Source organism: Micromonospora parastrephiae, assembly GCF_016802865.1.
In the GTDB taxonomy this organism is placed as follows: Bacteria; Actinomycetota; Actinomycetes; order Mycobacteriales; family Micromonosporaceae; genus Micromonospora; species Micromonospora parastrephiae.
In genome coordinates this window covers 1-26,731 of sequence record NZ_JAEVHM010000047.1, presented here as the reverse complement: position 1 = coordinate 26,731, position 26,731 = coordinate 1, and the positions used below count along the sequence as shown (strand labels likewise).

General features: G+C 71.9%; 25 protein-coding genes and 6 pseudogenes. 18 read left to right on the top strand and 13 right to left on the bottom strand.

Features of this window, described 5'->3' with window-relative positions:
• Positions 1-163 precede the first annotated feature (163 nt).
• Together JNW91_RS12685 and JNW91_RS12680 are read left to right on the top strand one after the other, a co-directional pair.
• Complete coding sequence (locus JNW91_RS12685) at positions 164-331, top strand: DUF3117 domain-containing protein (RefSeq protein WP_007455245.1); 168 nt, start codon at positions 164-166, stop codon at positions 329-331.
• A 144-nt stretch (positions 332-475) separates the two neighbouring features.
• Entirely contained in the window at positions 476-1,951 is a 1,476-nt protein-coding gene (locus JNW91_RS12680; RefSeq protein ID WP_203175037.1) for a leucyl aminopeptidase family protein, read from the top strand.
• Between the two features lie 5 nt (positions 1,952-1,956).
• Here the strand turns inward: JNW91_RS12680 and JNW91_RS12675 are convergent, their stop codons facing one another.
• The gene (locus JNW91_RS12675) at positions 1,957-2,601 is read right to left on the bottom strand and encodes an O-methyltransferase (protein WP_203175036.1); all 645 of its coding nucleotides are present in this window, start codon (positions 2,599-2,601) and stop codon (positions 1,957-1,959) included.
• Between the two features lie 241 nt (positions 2,602-2,842).
• Here JNW91_RS12675 and JNW91_RS12670 point away from each other — a divergent pair.
• Together JNW91_RS12670 and JNW91_RS12665 are read left to right on the top strand one after the other, a co-directional pair.
• A pseudogene (locus tag JNW91_RS12670) lies at positions 2,843-4,254 on the top strand (S1C family serine protease).
• 76 nt (positions 4,255-4,330) lie between these two features.
• Positions 4,331-4,753, top strand: a complete 423-nt coding sequence (locus JNW91_RS12665) for a Sec-independent protein translocase family protein (RefSeq protein ID WP_203175035.1) — start codon at positions 4,331-4,333, stop codon at positions 4,751-4,753.
• Between the two features lie 70 nt (positions 4,754-4,823).
• Here the strand turns inward: JNW91_RS12665 and JNW91_RS12660 are convergent, their stop codons facing one another.
• From JNW91_RS12660 to JNW91_RS12650, 3 genes are all read right to left on the bottom strand, one after another.
• The gene (locus tag JNW91_RS12660) at positions 4,824-5,972 is read right to left on the bottom strand and encodes an Mrp/NBP35 family ATP-binding protein (RefSeq protein WP_203175034.1); all 1,149 of its coding nucleotides are present in this window, start codon (positions 5,970-5,972) and stop codon (positions 4,824-4,826) included.
• A gap of 87 nt (positions 5,973-6,059) precedes the next feature.
• Positions 6,060-6,710 (bottom strand): DUF1003 domain-containing protein, encoded by a 651-nt coding sequence (locus JNW91_RS12655; protein ID WP_203175033.1) that lies wholly within the window; start codon positions 6,708-6,710, stop codon positions 6,060-6,062.
• Positions 6,703-7,989, bottom strand: a complete 1,287-nt coding sequence (locus tag JNW91_RS12650; RefSeq protein WP_203175032.1) for a magnesium transporter MgtE N-terminal domain-containing protein — start codon at positions 7,987-7,989, stop codon at positions 6,703-6,705. Before JNW91_RS12650 ends, JNW91_RS12655 begins: the two co-directional genes overlap by 8 nt.
• Before the next feature lie 33 nt (positions 7,990-8,022).
• On the opposite strand from JNW91_RS12650, the gene JNW91_RS12645 reads away from it, so the two are divergent.
• On the top strand, positions 8,023-8,892 hold the full coding sequence (locus JNW91_RS12645) for a PhzF family phenazine biosynthesis protein (RefSeq protein WP_203175031.1): 870 nt from the start codon (positions 8,023-8,025) through the stop codon (positions 8,890-8,892).
• A 17-nt stretch (positions 8,893-8,909) separates the two neighbouring features.
• Positions 8,910-9,439, top strand: a pseudogene (locus JNW91_RS12640) (hypothetical protein).
• Positions 9,440-9,456: 17 nt separating this feature from the next.
• Here JNW91_RS12640 and JNW91_RS12635 read toward each other — a convergent pair.
• The gene (locus tag JNW91_RS12635; RefSeq protein ID WP_203175030.1) at positions 9,457-10,164 is read right to left on the bottom strand and encodes an HAD family hydrolase; all 708 of its coding nucleotides are present in this window, start codon (positions 10,162-10,164) and stop codon (positions 9,457-9,459) included.
• Positions 10,165-10,258: 94 nt separating this feature from the next.
• Here JNW91_RS12635 and JNW91_RS12630 point away from each other — a divergent pair, with 94 nt between their 5' ends.
• Positions 10,259-11,227, top strand: a complete 969-nt coding sequence (locus JNW91_RS12630; protein WP_238424857.1) for a DMT family transporter — start codon at positions 10,259-10,261, stop codon at positions 11,225-11,227.
• A gap of 132 nt (positions 11,228-11,359) precedes the next feature.
• On the opposite strand, the gene JNW91_RS12625 is transcribed toward JNW91_RS12630, so the two are convergent.
• On the bottom strand, positions 11,360-12,184 hold the full coding sequence (locus JNW91_RS12625) for an SDR family NAD(P)-dependent oxidoreductase (RefSeq protein ID WP_203175047.1): 825 nt from the start codon (positions 12,182-12,184) through the stop codon (positions 11,360-11,362).
• Positions 12,185-12,311: 127 nt separating this feature from the next.
• On the opposite strand from JNW91_RS12625, the pseudogene JNW91_RS12620 reads away from it, so the two are divergent.
• Positions 12,312-13,255: pseudogene (locus JNW91_RS12620) on the top strand (HpcH/HpaI aldolase/citrate lyase family protein); the annotation flags it as partial.
• A gap of 62 nt (positions 13,256-13,317) precedes the next feature.
• Here JNW91_RS12620 and JNW91_RS32205 read toward each other — a convergent pair.
• Positions 13,318-13,674, bottom strand: a complete 357-nt coding sequence (locus JNW91_RS32205; RefSeq protein ID WP_309244337.1) for a DUF4190 domain-containing protein — start codon at positions 13,672-13,674, stop codon at positions 13,318-13,320.
• 365 nt (positions 13,675-14,039) lie between these two features.
• Here JNW91_RS32205 and JNW91_RS12610 point away from each other — a divergent pair, with 365 nt between their 5' ends.
• Complete coding sequence (locus JNW91_RS12610) at positions 14,040-14,876, top strand: SDR family NAD(P)-dependent oxidoreductase (protein ID WP_203175046.1); 837 nt, start codon at positions 14,040-14,042, stop codon at positions 14,874-14,876.
• 13 nt (positions 14,877-14,889) lie between these two features.
• Here the strand turns inward: JNW91_RS12610 and JNW91_RS32200 are convergent.
• A pseudogene (locus JNW91_RS32200) lies at positions 14,890-15,392 on the bottom strand (DUF4190 domain-containing protein).
• Positions 15,393-15,569: 177 nt separating this feature from the next.
• On the opposite strand from JNW91_RS32200, the gene JNW91_RS12600 reads away from it, so the two are divergent.
• The gene (locus JNW91_RS12600) at positions 15,570-16,766 is read left to right on the top strand and encodes an acyl-CoA dehydrogenase family protein (RefSeq protein ID WP_203175028.1); all 1,197 of its coding nucleotides are present in this window, start codon (positions 15,570-15,572) and stop codon (positions 16,764-16,766) included.
• Between the two features lie 135 nt (positions 16,767-16,901).
• Here JNW91_RS12600 and JNW91_RS12595 read toward each other — a convergent pair whose 3' ends face one another.
• Together JNW91_RS12595 and JNW91_RS12590 are read right to left on the bottom strand one after the other, a co-directional pair.
• The gene (locus JNW91_RS12595; RefSeq protein WP_203175027.1) at positions 16,902-17,309 is read right to left on the bottom strand and encodes a CoA-binding protein; all 408 of its coding nucleotides are present in this window, start codon (positions 17,307-17,309) and stop codon (positions 16,902-16,904) included.
• 26 nt (positions 17,310-17,335) lie between these two features.
• Positions 17,336-19,345 (bottom strand): intein-containing Rv2578c family radical SAM protein, encoded by a 2,010-nt coding sequence (locus JNW91_RS12590; protein WP_203175026.1) that lies wholly within the window; start codon positions 19,343-19,345, stop codon positions 17,336-17,338.
• 91 nt (positions 19,346-19,436) lie between these two features.
• Here JNW91_RS12590 and JNW91_RS12585 point away from each other — a divergent pair, with 91 nt between their 5' ends.
• The gene (locus tag JNW91_RS12585) at positions 19,437-19,856 is read left to right on the top strand and encodes a thiol-disulfide oxidoreductase DCC family protein (RefSeq protein ID WP_203175025.1); all 420 of its coding nucleotides are present in this window, start codon (positions 19,437-19,439) and stop codon (positions 19,854-19,856) included.
• On the opposite strand, the pseudogene JNW91_RS12580 reads toward JNW91_RS12585, so the two are convergent.
• The 3 genes and pseudogenes from JNW91_RS12580 to trxA form a co-directional block, all read right to left on the bottom strand.
• Positions 19,820-20,760 (bottom strand): annotated as a pseudogene (locus JNW91_RS12580) (MFS transporter permease). The gene JNW91_RS12585 and the pseudogene JNW91_RS12580 overlap by 37 nt on opposite strands.
• Positions 20,757-21,197 carry a hypothetical protein gene (locus JNW91_RS12575; RefSeq protein WP_203175024.1) on the bottom strand — a complete coding sequence of 147 codons (441 nt, stop codon included), beginning with the start codon at positions 21,195-21,197 and terminating at the stop codon, positions 20,757-20,759. Before JNW91_RS12575 ends, JNW91_RS12580 begins: the two are co-directional and overlap by 4 nt.
• A 152-nt stretch (positions 21,198-21,349) precedes the next feature.
• Complete coding sequence (gene trxA / locus JNW91_RS12570; RefSeq protein WP_030329190.1) at positions 21,350-21,712, bottom strand: thioredoxin; 363 nt, start codon at positions 21,710-21,712, stop codon at positions 21,350-21,352.
• Positions 21,713-22,261: 549 nt separating this feature from the next.
• Here trxA and JNW91_RS12565 point away from each other — a divergent pair.
• From JNW91_RS12565 to JNW91_RS12535, 7 genes and pseudogenes are all read left to right on the top strand, one after another.
• Positions 22,262-22,777 carry a MaoC family dehydratase gene (locus JNW91_RS12565; RefSeq protein ID WP_203175023.1) on the top strand — a complete coding sequence of 172 codons (516 nt, stop codon included), beginning with the start codon at positions 22,262-22,264 and terminating at the stop codon, positions 22,775-22,777.
• A 91-nt stretch (positions 22,778-22,868) separates the two neighbouring features.
• Complete coding sequence (locus JNW91_RS12560; RefSeq protein WP_203175022.1) at positions 22,869-23,393, top strand: hypothetical protein; 525 nt, start codon at positions 22,869-22,871, stop codon at positions 23,391-23,393.
• A 53-nt stretch (positions 23,394-23,446) separates the two neighbouring features.
• The gene (locus JNW91_RS12555) at positions 23,447-24,106 is read left to right on the top strand and encodes a TrmH family RNA methyltransferase (RefSeq protein WP_203175021.1); all 660 of its coding nucleotides are present in this window, start codon (positions 23,447-23,449) and stop codon (positions 24,104-24,106) included.
• Positions 24,048-24,826: pseudogene (locus JNW91_RS33935) on the top strand (DUF6758 family protein). The gene JNW91_RS12555 and the pseudogene JNW91_RS33935 overlap by 59 nt, the downstream one beginning before the upstream one ends.
• Positions 24,827-24,942: 116 nt before the next feature.
• The gene (locus JNW91_RS12545; RefSeq protein WP_165942702.1) at positions 24,943-25,101 is read left to right on the top strand and encodes a hypothetical protein; all 159 of its coding nucleotides are present in this window, start codon (positions 24,943-24,945) and stop codon (positions 25,099-25,101) included.
• Between the two features lie 6 nt (positions 25,102-25,107).
• The gene (locus JNW91_RS12540) at positions 25,108-25,983 is read left to right on the top strand and encodes a PH domain-containing protein (RefSeq protein WP_203175020.1); all 876 of its coding nucleotides are present in this window, start codon (positions 25,108-25,110) and stop codon (positions 25,981-25,983) included.
• A 104-nt stretch (positions 25,984-26,087) separates the two neighbouring features.
• Positions 26,088-26,654, top strand: coding sequence for a SigE family RNA polymerase sigma factor (locus JNW91_RS12535; protein WP_309244336.1), 567 nt, complete (start codon positions 26,088-26,090; stop codon positions 26,652-26,654).
• The last annotated feature ends 77 nt before the right edge of the window (positions 26,655-26,731 follow it).

The following is a 26,731-nucleotide window of genomic DNA, read 5'->3' as shown; positions in this document are numbered from 1 at the left end:
AGATAAGCTAGATGCTGTTACATCAATGCTGCTCCGGTTTGGGTCCGGCGGTGTTCATCAGGGAAAATCGTTGGTCGACACCCCCGCGACCGTTGCGGGTGGTCGTGACGAAGTGGCTGTGGGGCAACCCACCGACCCTGGTGTAGGTCTGAGGGGAGACAACATGGCGGCGATGAAGCCGCGGACGGGCGACGGTCCGCTGGAAGTCACCAAGGAGGGTCGGGGCATCGTCATGCGGGTCCCGCTGGAGGGCGGTGGCCGGCTCGTCGTCGAGATGACTCCCGACGAGGCCAACGCGCTCGGTGACGCGTTGAAGGCAGCCGCCGGCTGAGTGAGGAGTGCTCCGGGCGGCGTACACCGCCCGGAACGTTCCCCAGACCCTGAGCCACCGGTATCCCCGGTGGCTCAGGGTCTTCATCGTGCGGATCGGCCAGCCCGGTCCGCTCCGCGACACTTCCTGGAGGTGCGGTTCCGCGTGCTCGACATCCGTCTCGTCGCCGAGTCCGATCGGCTCGACGTCCTCGTCCTGCCCGTCCGTCCGGCCGACCAGGCCCCCGGAGGTGAGGCGTCGGCCGTGCCGGTGCCGACCGCCGTGGCAACCCCGGACGGCACCGCCGACGAGGCCGCCGCGCTGACGCCGGTGGCCCGGCTGACCGGTCGGGCCGGCGAGATCCGCACCCAGCTCCGTCCCGGGCGTACCCCCGGTCGGCTGCTGCTGCTCGGCATCGGCGACGGCGACGAGGCGGCCTGGCGTACCGCCGGCGCGGCTCTGGCCCGCTCCGCCGTCGATGAGACGCACATCACCGTCGCGCTGCCGGCCCAGGTGACCCCGGCGGCCGTCCGCGGGTTGACCGAGGGACTGCTGCTCGCCTCGTACCGGTTCCGGCTGACCGAGGCCGGCGACGCGCCCGCGCTCGGCGGCGTCGACCTGCTGCTCACCGACCCGACCGCGCACGAGGCGACCGTCGCCACCGCCCGGACCACCGCGGCGATGACCCGCCTCGCCCGCGACCTGACCAACATGCCCTCCTCGGAGAAGAACCCGCAGTGGTTCGCCGAGCAGGTGACGACCGCCGCGGCCGACCTCCCGGACCTGCGTCTGCGGGTCCGTGGCCCGGCCGAGCTGGCCGCCGAGGGCTTCGGCGGGATCCTCGCCGTGGGCGGCGGCTCGGCGAGCAGCCCCCGCCTTGTCGAACTGGACTGGCACCCGGCCGACGCGCGCACCCACGTGGTGCTGGTCGGCAAGGGCATCACCTTCGACACCGGCGGCATCTCGATCAAGCCGGTCCCGGCGATGAAGCTGATGCGCAAGGACATGGCGGGCGCGGCGGCGGTCGTCGCGGCCACCCTCGGCGCCGCCGCGCTGCGGCTGCCGGTCCGGGTCACCACGCTGACCCCGCTGGCCGAGAACATGGTCAGCGGCTCGGCGTTCCGCCCCGGCGACATCGTCCGGCACTACGGCGGCACGACCAGCGAGACGACCAACTCCGACGCCGAGGGCCGGCTGGTCCTCGCCGACGCGCTGGCGTACGCGGTGCGGCAGCTCAAGCCGGACCTGCTCCTCGACCTGGCCACGCTCACCGGCGCCAACGCCGTGGCGTTGGGCAAGCGCACCGCCGCCCTGTACAGCGAGAACGACGAGCTGGCGGCCGACGTGCTGGCGGCGGCCGAGGCGGCCGGCGAGTCGGCGTGGCGGATGCCGCTGCACACCGACTACGTCGAGTACCTGGGCAGCGAGATCGCCGACCTGTACAGCGCGCCCACCCAGGGCGCCGGGTCCGTGCTGGCCGCGCTCTACCTGCGCGAGTTCACCGGTGACCTACGGGACCGCTGGTTGCACCTGGACATGTCGGCCCCGTCCTGGGCGGACGGCGACCAGGCCGAGGTCAGCCGCGGCGCCACCGGCTGGGGTGTGCGCTCGCTGCTGCGCTGGTTGGCCAGCGTCGACTGACCCGGTCAGCACTTCACCGCGGCGAGCACCCCGTGCCCGACCGGGAGCAGCGCCGGGATCCAGTGCTCCGACTCCCGGACCGCCTTGATCGTCTCGCGGACCGTCACCGTCTCGGCGTCCCGGGCGGCCGGGTCACCGATCCGGCCGCCGGCCAGCATGCCGTTGAGCGCGAGCACGCCTCCCGGGCGCAGCAGCCGCAGCGCGGCCTCCACGCAGGCGTGGAATCCCGTCGCCTCGGCGTCCACGAAGACCAGGTCGTACGCGCCGTCGGCGAGCCGGGGGAGCACGTCCAGCGCGCGACCGGTGATGATCCGGGTGCGCCCGGCGGCGAAGCCCGCCTCGGCGAAGATCCGCCGGGCGATCCGCTGGTGTTCCACCTCCAGGTCGATGGTGGTGAGCACGCCGTCGGCGCGCATGCCGCGCAGCAGCCACACACCGCTCACTCCGGTGCCGGTGCCGATCTCCACCACCGCCCGGGCGTTGCCGGCCGCGGCCAGCAGCCGCAACGCCGCGCCAGCGCCGGGGGTGACCGCGTCGAGGCCCACCTCGTGGGCCAGGCTGCGGGCGGTACGCAGGACGAGATCCTCGGTGACGTACGACTCGGCGAACTGCTGAGCCTGGGTCGTCGAATTGCCGGAACCGGCGACCATGGCGATGGGGCACCTCCGGGGGCGGTGCGTGGTGCGGGGGCGGGTTGGCACTGTGAGCGTAGAGGCGACCGTCGCGCGGCGCAGCCGCGGCTTCCGTCGTACGCGATCACCGGGGGCAACCGCTGACTCCACCGCGCGCATCCGTGCAATCCTGGAGGCGGTATCCCGTCAGCCGCGCCCACACCGGACCGTGGCCGGGCGACGCGGCGCGGGATCCGGGGACGGACTGGGAGGCACCGACGTGACCGACGGCTGGGACTGGCGCCGGGGCGGTGAGACTCCGGCGTCGGCGCGACCGCCCGGGGCAGGGGTCCCGGCTGCGGGGCCACCGAGCACGCCGGCGACCGGCAGCGCGCCCGTGGCGTCGCCGGGCGGTGCACCGGCGGCAGGGAGCCCGCCACCGGTGGCGGCTGCCCCGTACGCCGGGCCAACGCCGGGTGGATCCGGCGTCGACCCGTCGCCCTGGTGGTCGGACGCGCTCGCCGACCCGTGGCGGGATCCGGCGGCACCGGCCGCGGTGGTGGTACCCGCGGTGGTGGCGGCCGGCACCGAACCGGAGCCGGTCACCGACCCGGACGCGCCGGGTCGCCCGACGATGCGCCATCTGCTGCTCATCCCGGTGATCACCGCGCTGCTCGCGGGCACTCTCGGCGGCGCGTTGGGTTACGCGTTCGCGGTGCGCGGCGGGGCCGGCGCGACGGTCCTCGGCGCGGAGGCGGCGCAGGCGCCCGCGCTGGCCCAGCGCAAGCCGGAGTCACTGGCCGGGGTCGCCGAACGTGTCCTGCCCAGCGTGGTCACGGTGCGGGTGAGCAGCCTCGGCGGCACCAGTGAGGGCTCCGGGTTCATCGCCAGCGCCGACGGCCACGTCATCACCAATGACCATGTGCTGGCCGGAGGCAGCGGCAATGCCTCGGTGACCTTCAACGACGGCAGCACCGCGCCGGCGACCGTGGTCGGTCAGGACCCGGAATCGGACATCGCGGTGATCAAGGTGAGCCGGACGGGGCTGCGGCCGGTGGAGTTCGGCAACTCCGACGCGCTGGCCGTCGGCGACCCGGTGCTCGCCGTCGGCTCACCGCTCTCGCTGGCCAACACGGTCACCGCCGGCATCGTGAGCGCCCTCGACCGGACGATGCAGGCCGGCGAGCCGGGCGGGCCGGTGCGCTACTACGCGGCCATCCAGACCGACGCGGCGGTCAACCACGGCAACTCGGGTGGCCCGCTGGTCGACGGGGCCGGCCGGGTGGTCGGGGTGAACTCCACGATCAAGTCGCTGGTCGCCGAGGGGCAGGAGGCCGGCAACATCGGCCTCGCATTCGCCATCCCGATCAACCAGGCCAAGCGGGTGACCCAGGACATCATCGGCACCGGCAAGGCCCGGCGTACGGTGATCGGCGCCCAGGTGGGCGGCCCGGGGGCGGGTGCCGCGGCGGCGTCCGGCTGGCGGCGATCGAGCCGTCCGGGCCGGCGGCCGGCGCCGGGCTGCGGGTCGGCGACGTGATCCTCAAGCTCAACGGCCGGCCGATGACCGAACCGACCGATCTGATCGCCCTGGTCCGCAAGTTCGCGCCCGGCTCGGTGGTGACCGTCGAGTTCCGGCGCGGCGCCGGTCGGCAGAACACGTCGGTCACCCTCGCCGCGGATGCGAAGTGAACAGCGGCGTACCCCCTGCCCGAAAGCCGTCCCACGTGCGTAGTCTTGCTGCTGACGCCGAGAGGAGGCCCGCGGGATGCTCGACAACCTGAACTGGTGGGAGATCGGTGCGCTGCTGCTCCTGGCGCTGTTGATCTTCGGTGACCGGCTGCCGGCCGTGATCACCGACGGCCTGCGGATGGTGCGTAACCTGCGCAACATGGCCCGCAACGCCACCGGCGACCTGAGCCGCGAGCTGGGCACCGACATCCAGCTGGAAGATCTGCACCCCAAGGCGTTCATCCGCAAGCACCTCCTCAGCGAGGAGGACGAGGCGGCGATCCGCAAGCCGTTGCAGGGCGTCTACGACAACCTGCGCGCGGACGTCAGCGGCGTGCACAACGACCTGAAGGACGTGGCCAACGCCGCGGACCTACGGTCGAACGGAACGCGACCCGGTACGGCCACCGGCACCCCCTCGGCGCCGGCCCCCCGGGCCAGCTACGACGACGCCACCTGACCGACCCGGCACATCGACGAACGCGCCCCGCAGGCCCGAGTGGCCGGCGGGGCGTCGTCGATCGGGGTGCTCAGCGCCCGGCGGGCTTGAGGCCGAGCGGCTTGCCGAGCAGCGACTCACGGCGCAGCGCCAGCCGGTCGGCGATCGTGCCGAGCGCCTGCGCGGCCGGCGACTCCGGCTCGGCCAGCACGATCGGGTTGCCGGCGTCGCCGGCCTCCCGGACGCGGGTGTCGAGCGGGATCTGCCCGAGCAGCGGCACCTGCGCGCCGATGGTCCGGCTCAGCGACTCGGCGACCGCCGCGCCACCGCCGGCGCCGAAGATCTCCATCCGGGAGCCGTCCGGCAGCTCCAGCCAGGACATGTTCTCGATGACGCCGACCACCCGCTGGTGGGTCTGCAGGGCGATCGCGCCGGCCCGCTCGGCCACCTCGGCGGCGGCGGCCTGCGGGGTGGTGACCACCAGGATCTCCGAGTTGGGCAGCAGCTGGGCCAGCGAGATGGCCACGTCGCCGGTGCCCGGGGGCAGGTCGAGCAGGAGCACGTCCAGGTCGCCCCAGTACACGTCGGCGAGGAACTGCTGCAACGCCCGGTGCAGCATCGGGCCACGCCACACCACGGCGGCGTTGCCGGAGGTGAACATGCCGATCGAGATCACCTTCACGCCGTGCGACTGCGGCGGCATGATCATGTCTTCGACGCGGGTGGGCCGGGCGTCCGCGCCGAGCATCCGGGGCACCGAGTGGCCGTAGATGTCCGCGTCGACCACACCCACGGAGAGCCCGCGGGCGGCGAGCGCCGCCGCCAGGTTGACCGTCACGCTGGACTTGCCGACGCCACCCTTGCCGCTGGCCACCGCGTACACCCGGGTCCGTGAACCGGGCTGGGCGAACGGGATGACCGGCTCCTCGCTGGCACCGCCGCCGCGCAGCTGCGACTGCAACGACTGCCGCTGCTCCGGGCTCATCACACCGAAGTCGATCTCCACACCGGTCACCCCGGGCACCGCGGCGACCGCGGCGGTGATGTCCGTACGCAGCTTGTCCTTCAGCGGGCAGCCGGCGACGGTGAGCAGCAGCTCGACCCGTACGACCCCACTGGCGGCGATCGTCGCCGAGCGGACCATGCCCAGCTCGGTGATGGGCCGGCGGATCTCCGGGTCGTTGACGGTGGCCAGGGCGGCCTGGATCGCGTCCTCGACGGTGCTGACGGGTGCTGACATGCCCGCAATGCTACGTCGCGGGGCATCCGTCGCGGCCGTTGCCCGGCAACGGTGTGAGCCAATCGATGGCCCGTCCCGACCTGCTGGTCAGCCGTCCTGCGGGCGGGGGCCGGCAGTGTCCGGCCGGGCGTCAGGGGTGACGTCGCCGTCCAGGTCGTCGCGCGGCTCGTCCAGCCCCACGCCGTCGGTCGCCCGCTGGGCGCGCCTCTCCTGCCGGCTGTCCCTGTCCTGCTGGCGGCGCTCCAGCCGCTGCCGGCGCTGGCCCGCCTCGTCCAGCTCCTCGGCCAGTCGGGTCAGCTCGGAGCGGAGGAAGTCGCGGGTGGCGACCTCGCCCAGCGCGATCCGTAGCGCGGCGATCTCCCGGGCCAGGTACTCGGTGTCCGCCTTCTGCGCGGTGGCCCGCCGCCGGTCCTCCTCCAACGCCAACCGGTCCCGGTCGGCCTGCCGGTTCTGCGCCAGCAGGATCAGCGGCGCCGCGTAGCTGGCCTGCAACGACAGCACCAGGGTGAGGAACGTGAAGGTGTACGGGTCGAAGCGCAGATTCGCCGGGGCCAGGGTGTTCCAGACGAACCAGATCGTGATGACCACCGTCATGACCACGATGAAGTTCGCGGTGCCCATGCCCCGGGCGATGCCCTCCGACCACCTGCCGAACGCCTCCGCGTCGAACCGGGGCAGCTTGAGGCCCCGGGGCTCGCGCGGCTGGTCGAGCCGCTCGGCCCGCCGCTGCTCAGCCATCCGCGCCGTCCAACGGCGCGTCGGTGACGCCCGGGGCGGTCAGGGCGTCCCGGTCCCGCCAGTCCCGGGGCAGTGAGTGGTCCAGCACGTCGTCCACCGTCACGGCGCCGACCAGCCGGTTGTTCCGGTCGATCACCGGCATGGCGACCAGGTCGTACGTGGCCATCCGGCGGGTGATCTCGGGCAGCGGGGTGGTGGGCCGCAGCGGGTCGATGTCGTTGACCACCACCTTGCCGAGCAGGTCGGCCGGCGGTTCGCGCAGCAGCGCCTGGAAGTGCACCATGCCCAGGTAGCGGCCGGTCGGCGTGTTCTGCGGAGCGCGGGTCACGAAGACCTGGGCGGCGACGGCGGGGGAGAGCTGCGGCTCCCGGATCCGAGCGAGCGCCTCGGCGACGGTGGCGTCCGGCGGCAGGATCACCGGTTCCGAGGTCATCACGCTGCCGGCCGTGCCCGGCGTGTACTTGAGCAGCTGACGCACCGGGTCCGCCTCGTCCGGCTCCATCAGGTCCAGCAGGACGTCCTGCTCTGGCGGGGGCAGCTCGTTGAGCAGGTCCGCGGCGTCGTCCGGGTCCATCTCCTCGAGGACGTCGGCGGCCCGCTCCCGGTCCAGGGCGGCGAGGATCTCCACCTGGTCGTGTTCCGGCAGCTCGCTGAGCACGTCGGCCAGCCGCTCGTCGTTCAGCGCCGCCGCGACCTCGTTGCGTCGCGCGTCGGGCAGGTCCTGCAGGGCGTTGGCCAGGTCGGCCGGGCGCATGTCCTCCAGGACGGCGAGCAGGTTCGCCGTACCCCGGTTGTCGGCGATGCCGCTGAGGCCGCGCACCCGGTCCCACTCGACCTGGTGCAGGTGGCCGCGGCGGGTGAGCCGGCCGGTCTGCTCGCGGACCGCGACCCGGCTGAGCGACCACTCGCCGCCCCGGCTGCACTCCATCGCGACGTCCACCACCGCGCCGGGCTGGCCACCCGGTTCGAGTTGCACCCGCCGGTCCAGCAGTTCCTGGAGCACGAGAAGCTCGTTCGGACGCTTCTCGAACCGGCGCAGGTTGAGGGTGCCGGAGCCGAGCACCACGGCGTCCGCGTCGATGGACGTGATCCGGTTGATGGACAGGAAGATCCGCCGACGCATCGGCATCTCGGCGACCAGGCCCACCACCTCCGGGGGACGCTTGGTCGCCCGCAGCCGTGCCACGGCGTCACGAACCCGGCCCACCTGGTCGCCGTTGGGATCGAAGACGGCGACTCCGGCGAGGCGGGCGATGTAGACCCGGGTCGGCGTGCTCACGGGCACCAGCCTAAGCGCCTAGTGTTTATCAACATGTCGACCTTGGCGTACGAGATCGTGGACGTCTTCACCGACCGCCCGTTCGCCGGCAATCCGCTGGCCGTGGTGTTCGGCGCGGAGGCGCTGGCAACCGAGCAGATGCAGGCGCTCGCGCTGGAGTTCAACCTCTCCGAGACGGTGTTCGTGCTGCCTCCGACGCAGGTCGGTGCCACCTACCGGGCCCGGATCTTCACCCCGGTGGAGGAGTTGCCGTTCGCCGGGCACCCCAGCGTCGGCGCGGCGGTGACCGCGAGCCGGCGCGGAATGTTCGCTGTGGGGCAGATCACCCAGGAATGCGGCGCCGGGGTGCTGCCGATCGAGGTGACGGCGTCCGGCGCGACGTTGACCGGTGGCACCCCCACCCTCGGCCCCGAGCTGGACGCCGAGCCGTTGCTGGAGATCGCCGGGCTGGGCGCGGACGACCACGCCGGACCCGCCCCCCGGGTCGCCGGCTGCGGGTTGGAGTTCCCCTACCTGCCGGTGCGGCCGGAGGCCGTTGCCCGGGCACGGGTGAACCCGGCTGCGGCGGAGCGGTACGGAGTGGCGCACGTCAGCGTCTTCTCCTGGGACGCCGCCACGCAAACCGCGCACGCCCGGGTCTTCGTGCCGGGGCTCGGCGTACCGGAGGACCCGGCGACCGGCTCGGCGGCGCTCGGTCTCGGTGTCTGGCTGGTGGCGAGCGGCCTGCTGCCCGGCGAGGGGATGTCGCAGTACGCGGTCCGTCAGGGTGTGGAGATGAACCGTCCGTCCGCGCTGGCCTGCACGGTCACCGCGGCGGGTGGCGTGGTGGTCGGCGCCACGGTCTCCGGCCAGGTGATGCCGGTGGCCCGGGGCGAGATCGCCGTGCCGCCCTTCGTGGGCTGACCGGCACGCCGGCGTTCATGCGGGAGAATGCGGGTGTGACGGACGAGGACGCCCCCGGCGGCACGCCGCTGGTGAACGAGGCGATGAAGAAGGCCGCAGTGGCCTGGGTCAGCGTGGCCGGCGGGCCTGCGCTCGCGCTCTGGTGCGCCCCGCTGGAGGGGGCGCTCTTCGTGGTCAGTGGTCCGGGTGAGCAGGCCGCGCCGGGCCTGGCCGACGCCACCGAGGCGCAGGTCACCTTGCGTGGCGACCATGGTGGCCGGATCGTCACCTGGCCGGCCCGGGTGACCCGGGTGCTGCCGGGCACCGAGGTGTGGGACACCACCGCGCCGCTGGTGGCGGGCAAGCGCCTGAACGCGCCCGGCCCGACCGCGGACCTGGTGGCCCGGTGGGCGGCCGACGGCTGCGCCGTGAACCGGCTCACCCGGCCGGTGTGCCGCTGGCCGGCGCCGACCTGCCGTCCGACGCGCAGTCCGAGTCGCCCCGCGCGACACCGGCGGTCCGCGCCACCCGCAAGCCGTTCCGCCTGCACCGGGTCCGCCGGCGCTGACGCCGGTCGCCGGCCCGTCAGGCGACACCCACCATCTCGGCGTCGGTGTCGACGAGGCTGAGCACCTCGCGCAGCGTGCCGAGCATCGGCCCGTGCCAGTCCTTGTCGGCGTTGAACACCATGTGCTCGCTGAGGTCGGGTGCGGCGAGCCGGACGGCGGCCATCCCCGCCCGCTCGGCCCCGGTCAGCTCCTGACTGCCGCCGTCGCCGACGTAGAGACAGTCGCCCGGTGTCAGCCCGAGCCGGTGACAGGCGGTCAGGTAGAGCACCGGGTCCGGCTTGCACTGTCCGACCTGCACGGAGAAGACCCGCACGTCGAGCAGCGGGGCGACCGCCAGCTGAGGCAGGAACGCCGGGAGTTCGTGCGTACAGTCGCTGATCACCCCGGTGCGCAGGCCGCGCTCGCGCAGGGCCGCGAGCACCGGCGCCGCGTCGGCGCGCAGCCGGGTGTCCGCGCGGACGGCCCGGTGCCGGGACGCCACGGCCGCGCGCAGCGCATGGTCGCTGGGGTGTACGCCGGCCTGGGCGCACACCCAGCGCAGCGTCGCCTCGGCGTCGCCGAGTCGCCCGGTGGCCCGCTCGTAGTAGGTGCGGTCCAGCACCTCGGTCAGCGTGTCGGTGGAGCATCCGAGCAGCTCGGCGGTGCCGAGGTGCGCGACGCCGCGCTGCACCGAACGGGTCAGCGTGCCGAAGAAGTCGAACAGCACCGCCTGGTAGTTGGGCATGGGAACGCCTCCGGGCGGTCGGGGGTCGCCGGCGGGACCCGCGTGATCGTAACGGAGTGCTGACCGTCCGTGTTGTCCGTAATACGTGTGAGGATTGCTCCCCGTGCCCCCACCTTCGGACCGCCCGTCCCTGGACCCGCTGACCACCGGCGCGGTCGGTCTGGCCGTCGTCGCCGTGTCGTCGTCCGGGCCGTTGATCGCGTACGCCGCCGCTCCGGCGCTGGCCATCGCGTTCTGGCGCAACCTGCTCGCGGTCGCCGTGCTGAGCCCCTTCTCCCTGGCGCGACGCCGGGCCGAGTTCCGCAGGCTGACCTTTGGTGCCGGCCGACGGGAGGGCCTGTTCTGCGTTCTCTCCGGGGTGGCGCTGGCCGCGCACTTCGCCACCTGGGTGCCGAGCGCGCAGCTCACCTCGGTCGCCGCGGCCACCGCGCTGGGCGCCACTCAGCCGATCTGGCAGGGGCTGATCGCCCGTGCCCAGGGGCGGCGGCTGCCCCTGGTCGTGTGGATCGGCATCGCGGTGGCGGCCAGCGGCGCGGTGATCGCCACCGGGGCCGACGTGGGTGTGTCCGGCAAGGCGGTCCTCGGTGACCTGCTGGCGGTGACCGGTGGCATGTTCGCCGCCGTCTACACCGCCTTCGGTGAGCGCGCCCGGGCCAGCATCAGCACCACCACCTACACCACCATCTGCTACGGGATCTGCGCGCTGATCCTGCTGGTGGTCTGCCTGCTCGGCGGCGTACGGCTGGCCGGCTTCGACGGACGCACCTGGCTGGCCATCCTGGCCCTGGTGGCCGGTGCCCAACTGCTCGGACACTCGATGTTCAACTACGCCCTGCACAAGATCACGGCGACGACGGTGAGCGTGCTGATCCTGTTGGAGGTGCCCGGCGCGGCCCTGCTCGGTTGGGCCTGGCTGGGTCAGTTGCCCCGCCCGTACGCGCTGCTGGGGATGGCGCTGCTGCTGCTCGGGGTGGCGGTGGTGGTGCTCGGAGGCACCCGCGCCGGCCGCCGCGTCACGCCACCCACCCCGCTACCCGCCGACGCCGCCCCGCTGAAGGACTGAGCGGCCTGCCCTAGACCTCGTGGACCTCGACCACCCGGGTGGTCTGCGGCCCCGCCGAAAACGGCGCGCAGGGCGCACCTCCGCGCCGGCGGGATACTCGACGATCGCGACGAGGGTCAGCACGCGGCAACGCTACCCATCGATGCCGACGGCCGTGGCGCTGGCCGCCCAGAGCCGCGCCGCCAGCCGGGGGTCGGCGGCCTTGCGGAACGGCCGGTGGAGCCGGCGGTTGTAGTAGTAGCCGCCGTCGACCAGCCGGGCCGGGTCCTGGTTGGTCAGCCAGACCAGCGTCTCGGCGCCCTTCTCCGGGCTGCGGAACGGAAGGATCCGCATGCCGAACGCCACCAGCCTGCTGTCGTTGGCGAAGCGGGTGCGCACCATCCCGGGGTGGAAGCTGTGCGCGGGGATGTGCGACCAGCGGCGGGCCGCCTCGGCGGCGAACAGGATGTTCGCCTGCTTGCTGGTGCCGTACGCGGCCATCGGTCGGTAGCCGCGCAGCGACCCGTTCAGGTCGTCGGGGTTCAGCGCGCCGAAGCGGTGCGCGCCGGAGGCGGTGACCACGATCCGGCCGACCCGGTCGGCGAGCAGGTTGGTCAGCAGGAACGGGGCCAGGTGGTTGGCCTGGATCGACAACTCGAAACCGTCGACGGTGGTGAGTGGTTGCAGCGCGATGGCGCCGGCGTTGTTGGCGAGCACGTCGATCCGGTCGTACGCGTTGCGCAGCCGGTCGGCGAGCCGGCGCACGTCGTCGAGCACGGCGAAGTCGGCCCGGAACAGCTCCGGACGTGCACCGGAGGTCTCCCGTACCCGTTCCGCGGCGGACTGGAGGCGGGCCGGGTCCCGCCCGACCAGCACCACCTGGTCACCACGGCACGCCAGGTGGACGGCGGCGGCCAGCCCGATGCCGGAGCTGGCTCCGGTCACCACCACCAGTCGACGCCCAGTGACATCTTCCACAGGTCCATTCACCCCGGTCATGGCGCGAGGTTACCGTGGCGTCACCACGCCCTTTGGGATCGTTAAGTTTCCGGATCTGTCGTCAGGTGGCGCCGGCGTGCCCGCCGGACGCTGGAAGGAGCGCTCCATGGCCGCAGTCGGTCGTCCCCGCCGGTCCTGCCTCGCCGTACCCGGTTCCAGCGTCAAGATGCTCGGCAAGGCACAGGGTCTCCCGGCCGACCAGGTCTTCCTCGACCTGGAGGACGCCGTCGCCCCGCTGGCCAAGCCGGACGCGCGCAAGAACATCGTGGCCGCGCTCAACGAGGGCGACTGGGCCGGCAAGACCCGGGTGGTCCGGGTCAACGACCTGACCACCCCGTGGACCTACCGGGACGTCGTCGAGGTGGTCGAGGGCGCCGGCGCGAACCTGGACTGCGTCATGCTGCCGAAGGTGCAGAACGCCGAGCAGGTGCACTGGCTGGACCTGACGCTCACCCAGATCGAGAAGACGCTCGGCCTGGAGGTCGGCCGGATCGGCATCGAGGCCCAGATCGAGAACGCCGCCGGCCTGGTGAACGTGGACGCCATCGCCGCCGCGTCGCCCCGGGTGGAGACCATCATCTTCGGCCCCGCCGACTTCATGGCCTCGATCAACATGAGGTCGTTGGTGGTCGGCGCGCTGATCCCCGACTACCCGGGCGACCCGTACCACTACATCCTCATGCGGATCCTGATGGCCGCCCGGATGCACGACAAGCAGGCCATCGACGGCCCGTTCCTGCAGATCCGCGACGTCGACGCCTTCCGCGAGGTGGCGAAGCGCTCGGCGGCGCTGGGTTTCGACGGCAAGTGGGTGCTGCACCCGGGTCAGATCGACGCCGCCAACGAGGTGTACCAGCCGGCGCAGGCCGACTACGACCACGCCGAGCTGATCCTCGACGCGTACGAGCACTACACCTCGGAGGCTGGCGGCAAGCTGGGCGCGGTGATGCTCGGCGACGAGATGATCGACGAGGCGTCCCGCAAGATGGCGCTCGTGATCGCCGCCAAGGGCCGGCCGCCGGGATGAGCCGCACCTCGTCGTTCACGCCCCTGAGTGACCGGCCGCCGGACACCCGCCGCCGGCGGTCGTCCCGGGCCCCGGCGCTACGCCGTCAGTAGGTGCTGTCGCTGCTGGCACCCGTCGTGATGGCGAAAACGATCACCACGACGTAGAAGATGATGAGCAGAACCAGCAGCCCGGTGAGGATCCAGCCGATGATGATGGCCGCCTTCGCCATCCCCGCGCCGCCCTCACCACTGAGCCGGATCTGCTTCTGAGCCACGTGCCCGAGGATCGCGCCGACCGGCGCGGTGATGCAGGACGCGAAGCCGGCCAGGGCCAACACCAGCGCGGCGATGGCCATCCCGTTGGTCTTCGGCGGCGGGTAGCCGTAACCGGAGTACTGCGGCGGATAGCCCGGCGGGGCGTACCCGGGCGCGGGATAACCGGGCGGGGCGTAGCCCGGCACCGGCGGGCCCGGTGGCGGCTGCGCGCCCGCGTACGGGTCGACCGGCGCGTACGGGTCCGCGGCCCGGGTTGGGCGGGCACCGGCTGACCGGCCACGAGGGTCGGATCCGGCGGTGGGCTGGACGGCTGGGCCGACCAGGTCGGATCGGTCCAGCGCCGGGCGGTGGGGGATTGGTCATGCGAACTCTCCGTCAGGTCGGGGTGCGCCGTCAGGGTAGCCAGAGTCGGGTAGACACGACGCCCCCGCTACCGGGTGCCGCGTTGCCCGGGCCGGTCGCAACGGGCAGGATCCCTGGCATGGCAATAGACGCGCGCGCCGCGGACCGCTCCGGCAGCCGACCGAGACGGGACGTCAGCCGCCCCGGCATGGCGCGACGCGCCCGTGCGGCCACGCCGGCCGGCGGTCCCGGTCCCGACGAGCCGGTCGCGCTCGCCGACCCGGTGACAATGCGGCTCGACGGGCGGGTCGCCCTGGTGACGGGGGCGGGCAGCGCGGACGGCATCGGGTACGCGACGGCCCGCCGTCTCGCCGACCTGGGCGCCCGCGTGGCCATCGTCTCCACCACGCGGCGCATCCACGATCGGGCCGGCGAGCTCGGCGTGACCGGCTTCGTCGCGGACCTCACCGACGAGTCCGAGGTCGGCGCTCTGGCGGACGCCGTCGCCGAGCAGTTGGGCGACGTGGAGGTGCTGGTCAACAACGCCGGCCTGGCGAGCCGGGCCAGTCCGGAGGTGCTGCGGCCGGTCGCGCAGTTGACCTACGACGAGTGGCGCGGCGAGATCGACCGCAACCTGAACACCGCGTTCCTGTGCAGCCGGGCGTTCATCGGCGGGATGGCAGAGCGGGGTTGGGGTCGGATCGTCAACCTGTCGGCCACGGCCGGCCCGGTCAACGCGCTGCCCACCGAGGCCGCGTACGCGGCGGCGAAGGCCGGGGTGGTCGGGCTGACCCGGGCGCTGGCCATGGAGATGATCGCCGACGGGGTGACCGTCAACGCGGTGGCGCCCGGCACCATCTACACCGCGGCGTCCACGATGGCCGAGATCAAGCAGGGGCTGGGCACACCGGTGGGTCGGCCGGGCACTCCGGACGAGGTCGCCGCGGCGATCAGCTTCCTCTGCTCGCCGGCCGCCTCGTACATCACCGGGCAGATGCTGGTGGTGGACGGCGGTAACAGCGTCCGGGAGGCCCGCTTCCGCTGACCGGCGCGGCGGGTCAGTAGCCGCCGCTGTCGCCGGTGTTGCCGATGATCAGCAGGGCCAGCCAGCCGCAGCAGGCCAGCAGGGTGAGCCCGGTGAACACGTACCCGAGGATCAGCCCCCAGGTGGCGAGCTGGTCACCCTCCTCGCCGCTGGTGCGGATCTGCCGCTTGGCCACGTGACCGAGGACGGCGCGGCCGGAGGAAACACGAAGGCGAACACCAGCGACAGGATCGCCAACACGTTGGTGCCTCGACCCGGGCCGACCGACGGTGGGCCGTACTGGCCGTAGGGGCCCTGCGGGGCGTACGGCGGTTGCTGGCCCCAGTGTCCTGCCTGGTGTGGCCCCGGCTGTCCGTACGGCGACGGTTCGTCCGCCGGCGGCCCGTACGGCGAGCGCTCCGGCGGCGGCTCGAAGGACGGCTGGCCCGGCGCGTACGGCGACTGGTCCCGGGGTGGCTCGTAGGGTGACGGTGGCGGCTCGTCCCCCGGCGGTCCCGACGGCGGCGGGTAGCTCACGGCTGTCCTCCTCCTGCCGGCGTCGGAAAGGTCCCTCCTGCCGGACGCTACCCGTAGCGGTGAACCTTTTCACAGCGGTTGTGTGGACTGGTCACCTTGGCCTCGTCGGCTCCGGACACCGATACTGAGCCAGCGTTCAGTTACCCACGAGTAGTGCGCTGATCCCCGGAGGCTGAGATGGCCCGACTAGCCCAGACGCCCGGCCTGACCGATGTGCAGCGATCGATCCTGGAGACCGTCCGGGAGTTCGCCGACAAGGAGATCATCCCGCACGCCCAGCGACTGGAGCACGCCGACGAGTACCCCACCGACATCCTCGACGGGATGCGCGAGATGGGACTGTTCGGCCTCACCATCGACGAGGAGTACGGCGGGCTGGGCGAGTCGTTGCTCACCTACGCGCTGGTGGTGGAGCAGCTCTCCCGGGGCTGGATGTCGATCTCCGGCATCGTCAACACCCACTTCATCGTGGCGTACCTGATCTCCCAGCACGGCTCCGCCGAGCAGAAGGCCCGCCTGTTGCCGAAGATGGCCACCGGCGAGGTGCGCGGCGCCTTCTCGATGTCCGAGCCGGAGACCGGTTCCGACGTGTCGGCGATCAAGTCCCGCGCGGTCCGCGACGGCGACCGCTACGTGCTCAACGGACAGAAGATGTGGCTCACCAACGGGGCGTACTCCGCGGTGGTGGCCACCCTGGTCAAGACCGACACCGGCGCCGACTCGGTGTACGGCAACATGAGCACCTTCCTGCTGGAGAAGGAGCCGGGCTTCGGCGAGACCGCGCCCGGCCTCACCATCCCCGGCAAGATCGAAAAGATGGGCTACAAGGGCGTCGAGACCACCGAGATGGTGCTCGACGGCGTGACCGTGCCCGACTCCGCGATCCTCGGCGGCGCTGACAAGGTGGGCCGCGGCTTCTATCAGATGATGGACGGCATCGAGGTGGGCCGCGTCAACGTCGCCGCCCGCGCCTGCGGCATCTCCATCCGCGCCTTCGAGCTGGCCGTCGCTTACGCCCAGCAGCGCAAGACCTTCGGCCAGCCGCTGGCCAGGCACCAGGCGATCGCCTTCAAGCTCGCCGAGATGGGCACGAAGATCGAGGCCGCGCACGCCCTCATGGTCAACGCCGCCCGGCTCAAGGACGCCGGTCAGCGCAACGACGTCGAGGCCGGGATGGCCAAGCTGCTCGCCTCCGAGTACTGCGCCGAGGTCGTCCAGGAGGCGTTCCGCATCCACGGCGGCTACGGCTACTCCAAGGAGTACGAGATCGAGCGGCTGATGCGGGAGGCCCCGTTCCTGCTCATCGGCGAGGGCACCTCGGAGATCCAGAAGACCATCATCTCCCGCGGCCTGCTCAAGGAGTACAAGCTCTAACCCCCGCCACTCCGCCACGTCCGCCACCTCCGGCCGTCGCGTCGATCATGGAGTTGTGGTGGGGATGAGTGCCGCGAAACACCGTGAACCCGGCACCACAAGTCCATGATCGACCGTGCGGGGTGGGCGTGTCGCCTACCGGAGGCGGGTCAGGCCGGCGGCGGCGCGTTCCACGATGAGGCAGCGGTCCTCCACGTAGTCCATGCCGGCCTCCTCGGCGATCCGCCGCGCCTCGGCCGAGACGATGCCCAGTTGCAGCCAGACCGCAGGGGCGCCGATCGCCACCGCGTCGCGGACCACCTGCACGGCGTCCGCCGCCGGCCGGAACACGTCGACCAGGTCGACCGGGTGCGGGATGTCAGCAAGCGTCGGGTACGCCCGCTCGCCGAACAACTCGTCGACGCTCGGGTTGACCGGGATGATCCGCCAGCCGTACCGCTGCATCTGCAACGGCACACCGTGCGCGGCCTTGCTGGGGTCGCGGGACGCGCCCACGACGGCGATCACGGCGGAGTCGGCGAGGATCTGCTGAGCGGTACGCACCCGCCGACTGTAACGCCGCCCTCCGGCTACAGCAGGGTCAGCTGCTCGGAGGGGGGCGGTGGCGGTGGCTCGGGCAGTTGGCGGTTGTCACCCCGTTCGCCGCGGTGCAGCCCGTGCCGGCGAGCGGCGATGCGCACCCGAGCGGTCAGCTCCCGCTGGTACGCCTGCGGGGCGTACGCGCCGGCCCGGTACAGCTCGCGGTAGCGGGGCACCAGGTGCGGATACTCCCGGGCGAGCCAGTGCGCGTACCACTCCCGGGCACCGGGACGCAGGTGCAGGGCGAGCGGGGTCACGCTGGTGGCCCCTGCGGCGGCGATCGCCGACACCGTCGCGTCGATGGACTCGTCGCCGTCGCTCAGCCCGGGGAGGATCGGGGCCATCAGCACCCCGACGGAGAAGCCGGCGTCGGCGAGCGCCCGGACCGCGTCCAGGCGGCGGCGCGGGTGCGGCGTGCCCGGCTCGACGGCACGCCACAGCTGCTCGTCGACGAAGCCCACCGAGTAGGAGATGCCGACGGTGGTGACCTCGGCGGCCTCGCGCAGCAACGGCAGGTCCCGCAGGATCAGGGTGCCCTTCGTGAGGATCGAGAACGGGTTGGCGAAGTCGCGTAACGCCGCGATGATCTGCGGCATCAGCCGGTAGCGCCCCTCGGCGCGTTGGTAGCAGTCCACGTTGGTGCCCATCGCCACGTGCGCGCCCCGCCACCTCGGCGCGGCCAGCTCGCGCCGGGCCAGCTCGCCGGCGTTGACCTTGACGATCACCTTCCGGTCGAAGTCCGCCCCGGCGTCGAGATCGAGGTAGGTGTGCGTGTTACGGGCGAAGCAGTTGTGGCTGACGACTCCGTCGGCGATGAAGTCGCCGGTGCCGGTGGTGATGTCCCACAGTGGCAGCTCCAGCCCGAGCGACTGGACGCCCACCACCCTGAGCGCGGTCTGATGCGTCAGCGCGGCGCCCTCGATCGACCGCTTCCGCGTGATGGCCGGATCGGTCAGGTGAAAGAACCGGAGCCGGGCGGCTGGACCCCCGGCCAGCCTGATCTCCCGCACCCGGTTGGGTAGGCCGCGGTCTTCTCGCAGGCAGGCGAACCCGAAATGGCGCAGTGCCGCCGTCGTCTGGTCGAGGATGGCGTCGTCGCTGTCGCTGATGCGCAGGACGCCTCTGCTGCAACTGCCCTCCGCGTCGAAGATGCCGGCCAGGAAGCCAAGCAGCCACTCGTCGCTGGGCTCGACCGGCCGACGAACGAGCTCGGTGATCGCCGGGATGTCCCCCTGCTCAGAGGTTCGGATGGCCGCCACCGCACGCCGCGTGGGACCCGCCGGGGTGAAATTGAAGCGCTGCGTTTTCACCCCTTCGAGGGCGAGGTACCGCTCACTGCGGCTCAACGCCTCGTCATCGGGCGCATCTCCGCGGGTCAGGCCGCAGAGGTAGCCCCGGCGGTAGTCGGGTGACTCCTTGGGCCCGACGGTGAAACGACCGGTGCCGATCAGGCGGTTGTTGGTGGTCAGGTAGGGGCGTCGGTCGTTGCCTTGCCTGGCCCCGGCGACGTACTTCCAGCCACGTTCAGAGAGGAACCGGTGATCCCCGCTGGCGATGAGGGTCGTGCCGTCCTCCAGGGCGACCCGGTAGGCCGGCTTCACCGTGGACCACTTGTCCAGGACGGTGGTGATCACGTATCGGCGGTAGGCACCGCGTCGTTCGGTCCCGTAGATGCGGTCGCCCGGCTCCAGTTCGCTGATCGGCCTCGTGCGACCGTCCGCCATCAGGATCGGGGTGTCCGCGCCCAGGCAGTACACACAAGCATGAGAGCAGCCCCGGTACGGGTTGATCGTCCATCCGAAGGGGACGCGGGACTGCCCGGGCACCCGGTTGAGGATGGACTTGGCCTGCACCTCGTAGAAGGTCATCCCGGCGAACTCGGGGGTGTCGAACGTGCGGGTGATGGCGCCGGGCAGCGCCAGCGGCAGGGGTGGCGTCGCTGGCGCTGCCCGCTCGGGGTCTCCCTCGACCGGGGGAGCGGTGAGGTTGTCCCAGCGCATGGCCACTATTCGAACACGTGTACGAGATCGGCGCAAGTGACCCGCCGGACACCCGTGACCGATCAGCGGTCCGGCGGGGGAGGATGGACGCATGGAGACGTCGACCTTCGTCTACGACGGGGACTGCGCGTTCTGCACGACCTGTGCGGAGTTCATCGAACGCCGGATCCCCACCACCGCGCGCGTGGTGCCCTGGCAGTTCGCCGACCTCGACGCGCTCGGCCTCACGGTCGCCGAGTGCGAGGAGGCCGTGCAGTGGGTCGGCGGGGACGGCGCCCGTGCCGCCGGGCCGGACGCCATCGCGAAGCTGCTCGGCGCGAGCAACCCGCTGTGGCGGGTCGCCGGGGCGGGCCTGCGGTTTCCTCCGGCCCGCGCGGTGGCCTGGCCCGTGTACCGCTGGGTGGCGCGCAACCGGCACCGCCTCCCGGGCGGCACGGCGGCCTGCTCGCTGCCCCAGGAGGCCCGGGAACGGCTCTACGGCCCGGCTGGTCGTCCGACCACCGGCGCCTGATCGCCACGCGACGCCGGGCCCTCGTCAGCCGCTACCGGAGCTTCGGCGTGCACCGGGGCGTCCGTCGCTGACGCGGGCGGCTCCCGGCCGGCGAGCCGGCGGGCCCAGACCAGCGGACGGACCCGCTCCAGCGGCAGGAAGCTGGTCATCGCGGCCAGGTGCGGTGCGAACGAGATGGTGATGGTCGCGATGGTGACCACATGGAACGAGTAGAAGAAGCCGACCATGGCCAGCCGCCACCGGGCCGGCAGCAGGAAGACCACCGGGCTGAACAGCTCGAAGGCCACGATGCCGAACTGGGCGACGATCAACAGGTACGGCACCTGGGCGATGAGGTCCGCCAGGTCGGTGCCGCGCCGGATGATCGCGCGGGCCAGCACCGAGCCGGTCAGCCAGTCCAACCCGCCGAAGCGGAGCTTGGCCCAGGCGGCCAGGAAGTACGTGCAGATCACCGCGATCTGGGTGACGCGCAGGGCCCAGCCCCCGGCCTCGGTGCGGCTGGCGTCGCCGTGCCGGGCGCGGCCGGCGGTCGGTAGGACGGCCAGGGCGACGAGCAGTCCGAATCGGTCGTGGTCGACCTTTCCGTAGCTCATCGCGATGATCATCCACTCCAGGTACAGCGCGCAGACCGCCCAACCGAGCAGCCGGGGTGCCCGGCCGTCGCGGCGAGCAGGGTGAGCAGCAGCAGCGCCCAGAAGATCACCGCGACCATCGTGGGTGTCGGTGTCGGCAGGGGGAGCAGGCGGCCGATCAGCAGTGGTTGGTACAGCTCGCCCGGCACACTGGCCCGTGTGCGTACCCAGGGGGTGAAGACCACCAGGTCGGCGGCGACGAAGAGGTAGATCACGGTCCGGAACGCGGCGATGCGGCCTCGCGGCACCGCCTCGGTCAACCAGCGGCTCATCGGGGGGCCTGCCAGCGGACCACGGTCTCGTCGGTGTGCTGGCCGGTCGGCCGGCCGGCGCGGATGTCGTGCCACCGGATGACGATGCGGACCTCCACCAGCGGGTCGGCGTCGGGGTGGCGTTCGGCGTACGCGTCGGCGACCTCGGTGAGCAGTGTCGGGTCGGCGGCGTACCGGGCCTGCTGTCCCTCGATCTCGGCGCGGCGGATGCCGGTGGCGTTCTGGTCGAGGTCGATCACGGCGCCGGAGGTGTTCACCCCCTCCACACGCGTGTCGGGGGCGGGTGCGTTCGGCGGGTTCGAGGTCGAGTACATCCGGAACGGGCCGAACGGAAAGTCGTCGTCGCTGCCCCACAGGGTGCCGACCAGCAGCAGGACGAGACCGAGTGCGGTCGCGCCCAGCCGGGTCGCGCGCCCGCGGGTGGTCAGGTTCTCCATCGGGTCGTGACGATACGGGATGTACCGGCCGCGCAGGTTCCCACCGACGGCCAGTTCCGCCTGCCCGGGACGGTGATCATGCGAGGGTGCCCGGGTACGACGAAGGCCGGGCCCCGATCGGGCCCGGCCTCGCTTGCCGTCGCGCGGACGGCTCAGTGGTTGTGTTCGGCCAGCTGCTTGCGGACGTCGTCCATGTCCAGTGCCTCGACCTGCTCGATCAGGTTCTCCAGGGCGGACTCGGGAAGGGCGCCCGGCTGAGCGAAGACGATGACGCCGTCGCGGATCGCCATGATGGTCGGGATCGACCGGATGTCGAACTTGGCACCCAGCTCCTGCTGCGCCTCGGTGTCGACCTTGCCGAAGACGATGTTCTGGTGCTTCTCCGAGGAGCGCTCGTAGACCGGGGCGAACCGCTTACACGGACCACACCAGTCGGCCCAGAAGTCGACCAGGACGATGCCGTCGTTGCCGGTCACCTCGTCGAAGTTCGCCGAGGTCAGCTCAACGGTTGCCATTGCACTCTCCGATCACCGCGGTTTGTCTACGTCCCGTAGAACCAGGGCTGACCGTATCGAATTCCCGGGCGTCGGGGCCACGAAACGTGCCCGGGGCTGCTCGGCGGGTCCGCCGGGTCATCGATCCGCGTCTGTCCGTCCCGCCGTGCGGAACGCAAGTGCACGACGCACTTGCGTGACCTGCGGTGATGGGAGCGTTTCCAGGGAGATCCACCCGATTGAGCGCTACGAATCGGTAACTTGACGCCTGACGAGGACGTATCCGGCCTGCGGAGATCGCTGATCAACTCGTGTTTCGTCACGGAGAGTAGTGTTACAAAAAGATAAATGTGACCTCGATCTCTGTCGGACCTACGCCGCCGTAGGGCAGAATTCCTCACATCAGAGCGTGGGCGGCGGGTGCCGGGGAGGGCCCCGCCGCTCATTGCGTCTCCCCCCTTGCGAGTGACCGGCGTGACATTCCGCCGTGGCCGCGCCCCGCCGATCGCCTTAACCACCGGTAAGGCATGCTGTGCCGAACTCCATCGCCGCCCGTCGAAGGGGACCAGGATGCAGTTCGGCCGCTACTACGAGGAGTTCGAGGTCGGCGCGGTCTACCGGCACTGGCCGGGCAAGACCGTCACCGAGTACGACGACCACCTCTTCTGCCTGCTCACCATGAACCACCACCCGCTGCACATGGACGCGCACTACGCCGAGACGGCCAGCCAGTTCGAGCGCAACGTCGTGGTCGGCAACTACATCTACTCCCTGCTGCTCGGCATGTCCGTGCCGGACGTCAGCGGCAAGGCGATCGCCAACCTGGAGGTCGAGTCGCTGCGGCACGTGGCGCCCACCTTCCACGGCGACACCATCTACGGCGAGACCACGGTGCTGGACAAGCGCGAGTCCGGCTCCAAGCCCGACCGGGGCGTGGTGTCGGTGGAGACCCGCGGTTACAACCAGGACGGCACCATGGTCTGCGTCTTCCGCCGCAAGGTCATGGTCCCCAAGCGGGAGTACGCGGCCAGCGCCGTCCCCGACGGAGTGGACCCGGAGCGGCCCAGCTTTCCCGCGCCGCGCTGAGCGCACGCGGCGCGCCGCAGGCCGCCGGACCAGGGGCTTCTTCCCGCATCAGGTTCTGCTGGGGTGGCGGCCCTGGTCCGTTTCGGGGCATATGCTGGCGCCGGAGGTTCCGATGAGCCACTCCGTCGCCGGAGAGCCGCCCTCTGCCGGCCGCCGCGCCGCACCCTTGACCACCGCCGTCTACTCCGCCGCCGAGTGGGACCTGCTCACCAGCCTGCCCGGTCGGGTCCTCGTGGCCGCCACCGCCCCCGGGCCGGGTCGTCCCGAGCGGGGGGTCATGGCAGGTCTCGCCGGCCTGGACGCGCTGGCCGCCGGGCGGGTGTTCGACAGCGACCTCGTCCGTGCGGTCGTCGCCGCGATCTACGCCCGCCACGACGGCACCCCGCGGACCAGCGAGCGGCTCACCGACCTGGTGGACCTGCTGGCCGCGTGCCGGGCGGCGGTCCGGGTCCTGCATCGACGCGCCGACCCCGCCGACTCGGCCGCGTACCGCCAGTGGGTGCAGTCGATCGCGGCCCGGGTCTGCCGGGCGGCGCCCAGCCCCGCCGGGCAGCCGACCAGCCCCGCTGACCGACGTTTCCTGGACCGGCTCGGCGGCGCGCTCGGGTTGGGCTGAAATCGGCGGGCCGTCGCGGTGGGCGCCGCAGTGGTCCGTACCCTCTGGTGACCGTGACCGACGACCAGCTTGAGGTGGGCGTGGGCCCCTGGCCGGGGGACCCGCCGGACGACCCACGCTACGACCCGCAGTTGTTGGCCGAGGGCGACCGGCGCAACGTGGTCGACCGCTACCGCTACTGGCGACACGAGGCGATCGTCGCCGACCTCGACCGGCACCGGCACGGCTTCCACGTCGCCATCGAGAACTGGCAGCACGACTTCAACATCGGCACCGTGGTCCGCAACGCCAACGCCTTCAACGCCGCCGAGGTGCACATCGTCGGACGTCGACGGTGGAACCGGCGTGGCGCGATGGTGACCGATCGCTACCAGCACGTCCGTCACCACGAGACGATCGAGGAGTTCGTCGACTGGGCGGCCGGACGGCGGCTGCCTGTGTTCGGTATCGACAACCTGCCCGGCTCCCTCCCGCTGGAGACCGGCAGCCTGCCGCGGGACTGCGTGCTGCTGTTCGGCCAGGAGGGGCCCGGTCTCTCCGAACCGGCCCGCGCGGCGTGCGACCAGCTCTACTCCATCGCCCAGTACGGCTCCACGAGGTCGATCAACGCGGGCGTGGCCAGCGGGATCGCCATGCACGCGTGGATCCGTACCCATGCCGGTCCGCCGCCGGACCGACCCCGTCCGAACGCCGAATCGGACGGTCCGGCTTGACGTGCCGGCGGTCCGGGGCGACGGTGGGGATGTGAGTGTCGCGGTGAGTTGTCCGAGATGCGGGGGCCCGGTACGGGCGCCGGATCTGATGCACACCGAGTCGAGGTGCCTGGGCTGCGGGCCGGTCCCGCCGCTGCACGTGCCCGAGCACATCGGAGCGGAGATCGTGGCGAGCGTGGTGGACCGCATCACCGCGACCGCGGATCCGCCGGTGACGCCGCTCTGGTGCCCGTGGCCGCTGCCGCCCGGCTGGACCCTCACCGGCGTGGCGTACGCCGGGGACGAGCGGACCGGTGTGCGGGCGACCGCCGTGGCCTGCGCGGGTCCGGCACCGCTCGGCGGGGGCCCGGCGGACCTGGTCTTCGTGGCCGAGGAGCCGGGCGTCGGCCTGGGTACGCGGCTGGCCGGCCTGTCCGGACCGGACCCGGGACCGCAGTTGGCCGATGCGCTCACCGACCCCGGGCCGGGCCATCCGGAGCATGTCGGGCAGGCCAGGATCAGGGTCGGCGGGCACCCAACTCCACTGTGGTTGTGAATTCACCCACGGATCGAAGCGCGTACGCCGGCGAGGCTCGGGGAATGTGGCTGCATGCGATAGCCTGGCCGGCGAGTGCGGGACACCTGCTCGCGGAAGATGTCGTGCTGCACGACCTGACCGAGTGGACTCCACCCGAGCTCGTGTACGGCGCACCGTCTCCGTACCTATCAGGTAGGGCTTGACAACCCTCCCTGATTGACGGAGAACGGACGCAGATATTCACTGTACGACACCACACTGATACTCTGGGTGCCGCTGCGGTAATGGGACCCGGCGCCGCGCGAGAGGATGGCCCGCCATGGTCAAGAAGGTCCTCACCTGGGCCGGAATCGCATTCTTGATCTTCTTCGTCGCCTACCGGCCAAACTCTGCGGCGGATGTGTTCAAGTCGCTCGGCGGTGGCATCGTGGATATCGCCCAGGGATTCGGCGACTTCTTCACCAGCCTCGTCGCCTAGCCGCCGATGGGTAGCCCCTCCGGTCCACCCTTCGACCCGGACGACCCCGACCGGGAACGTCGCGAGCGTGACACCGAGCCGATACCGCGGGTCGGGCCCGATGACGGCCCGGGCTACGGTGCCGGCCCCGGCCTTTCCGACGGTCCGTCCCTATCGGACGACGTCGGCTATGGCGACGGGCCGGGCTATGCCGGCGAGGGTCGTCCCGGCCGGGCCTGGATCCGTGATCCGGAGGCCGGCTACCAGCCGCCGCAGATCTCCGAGGACGAGCTGGCCGGGTTGCGCGCCGACGCGACCGGCGCGACCCCTCGGCGGGTGCTGCCGCTGGAGGACGAGCCCAGCTCGCTGGTCGCCCGGTACCTCTTCCCCACCGAGCGCTACCGGGGTGAGTGGAAGCGGCACTGGATCCACCTCACCAACCCGCTGCTGATCGGCGTCGCGGCGACCTTCGTGCTCGGCTACCTCTCCGGCTTCCTCGCCGGGCAGAACGTGGGCGCGTTGACGACCATCGCCGTGCTGCTCTGGTTCGCGGTGATGGGCTGGGTGGCCTGGAAGGTCGCCGACTGGTGGTATGACCGGTTCATCCTGACCAACAAGCGGGTCATGGTGGTCAACGGCATCGTCACCCGCAAGGTGGCCATGATGCCGCTGGTCCGGGTCACCGACATGAAGTACGAGCAGACGCCGACCGGTCGCGCGCTCAACTACGGCACCTTCGTGCTGGAGTCCGCCGGCCAGGAGCAGGCCCTACGGGAGATCAAGAACCTGCCCAACCCGAACGAGCTCTACCTGCGCGTGGTGGAAGAGATGTACGAGCCGCAGGCGGTGGAGGCTCGGCTGGGCAAGGAGGCCGACGAGGCCAAGGCCGACGACGGGGCGTGAAAGTTTTCGTCCGAACATCGGAGAAAGTGCGCACCTTTCGTCATGGACCAGACCGCTCCTGACGTGGCACTCTGCCAGAACGGCCGGGTGGCGGGAGGTGGGCGGTGGCGAGCAGAGACTCGTTGGAGGAGGAGTTTCGCGAGTTCGTCGCGGCTCGCTCCGCCGCGCTGCTGCGCACCGCGTACCTGCTCGCCGGTGACTGGGCCACGGCCGAGGATCTGCTCCAGACGGCGCTCACCAAGACCTACCTGGCGTGGAAGCGGCTCGGTGGGATCGAGGCGGTCGAGCCGTACGCCCGGCGGGTGATGGTCAACACGTCGACGAGTTGGTGGCGGCGGCGCTGGCACGGTGAGCGTCCCACCGAGGTGCTGCCCGAACGGGCCGGCGTCGACGAGATCGAGCAACAACTGGACCGCGACCTGCTCTGGCGGCACCTCAGGGAGCTGCCTGCCCGGCAGCGGGCGGTGCTGGTGCTGCGCTACTACGAGGACATGTCGGAGGCGCAGACCGCGGCGATGTTGGACATCTCGCCGGGCACGGTGAAGAGCCAGGCGTCCCGGGCGCTGGCCACCCTACGCCGCCGGATGGGTTCCGCCCTGCCGGACCTGTCCGCCGACGCCGCCACGCCGGACCGGCCGGGCGAGCCGACCCGGCTGACACGGTGGTGCTAGATGGTGAGCTGCCGGTGGCAGAGTTGGCATCGCAGGTGTTGGCGCGGTTGGCTGAACGGTGATCAGGCGTGCGGCCC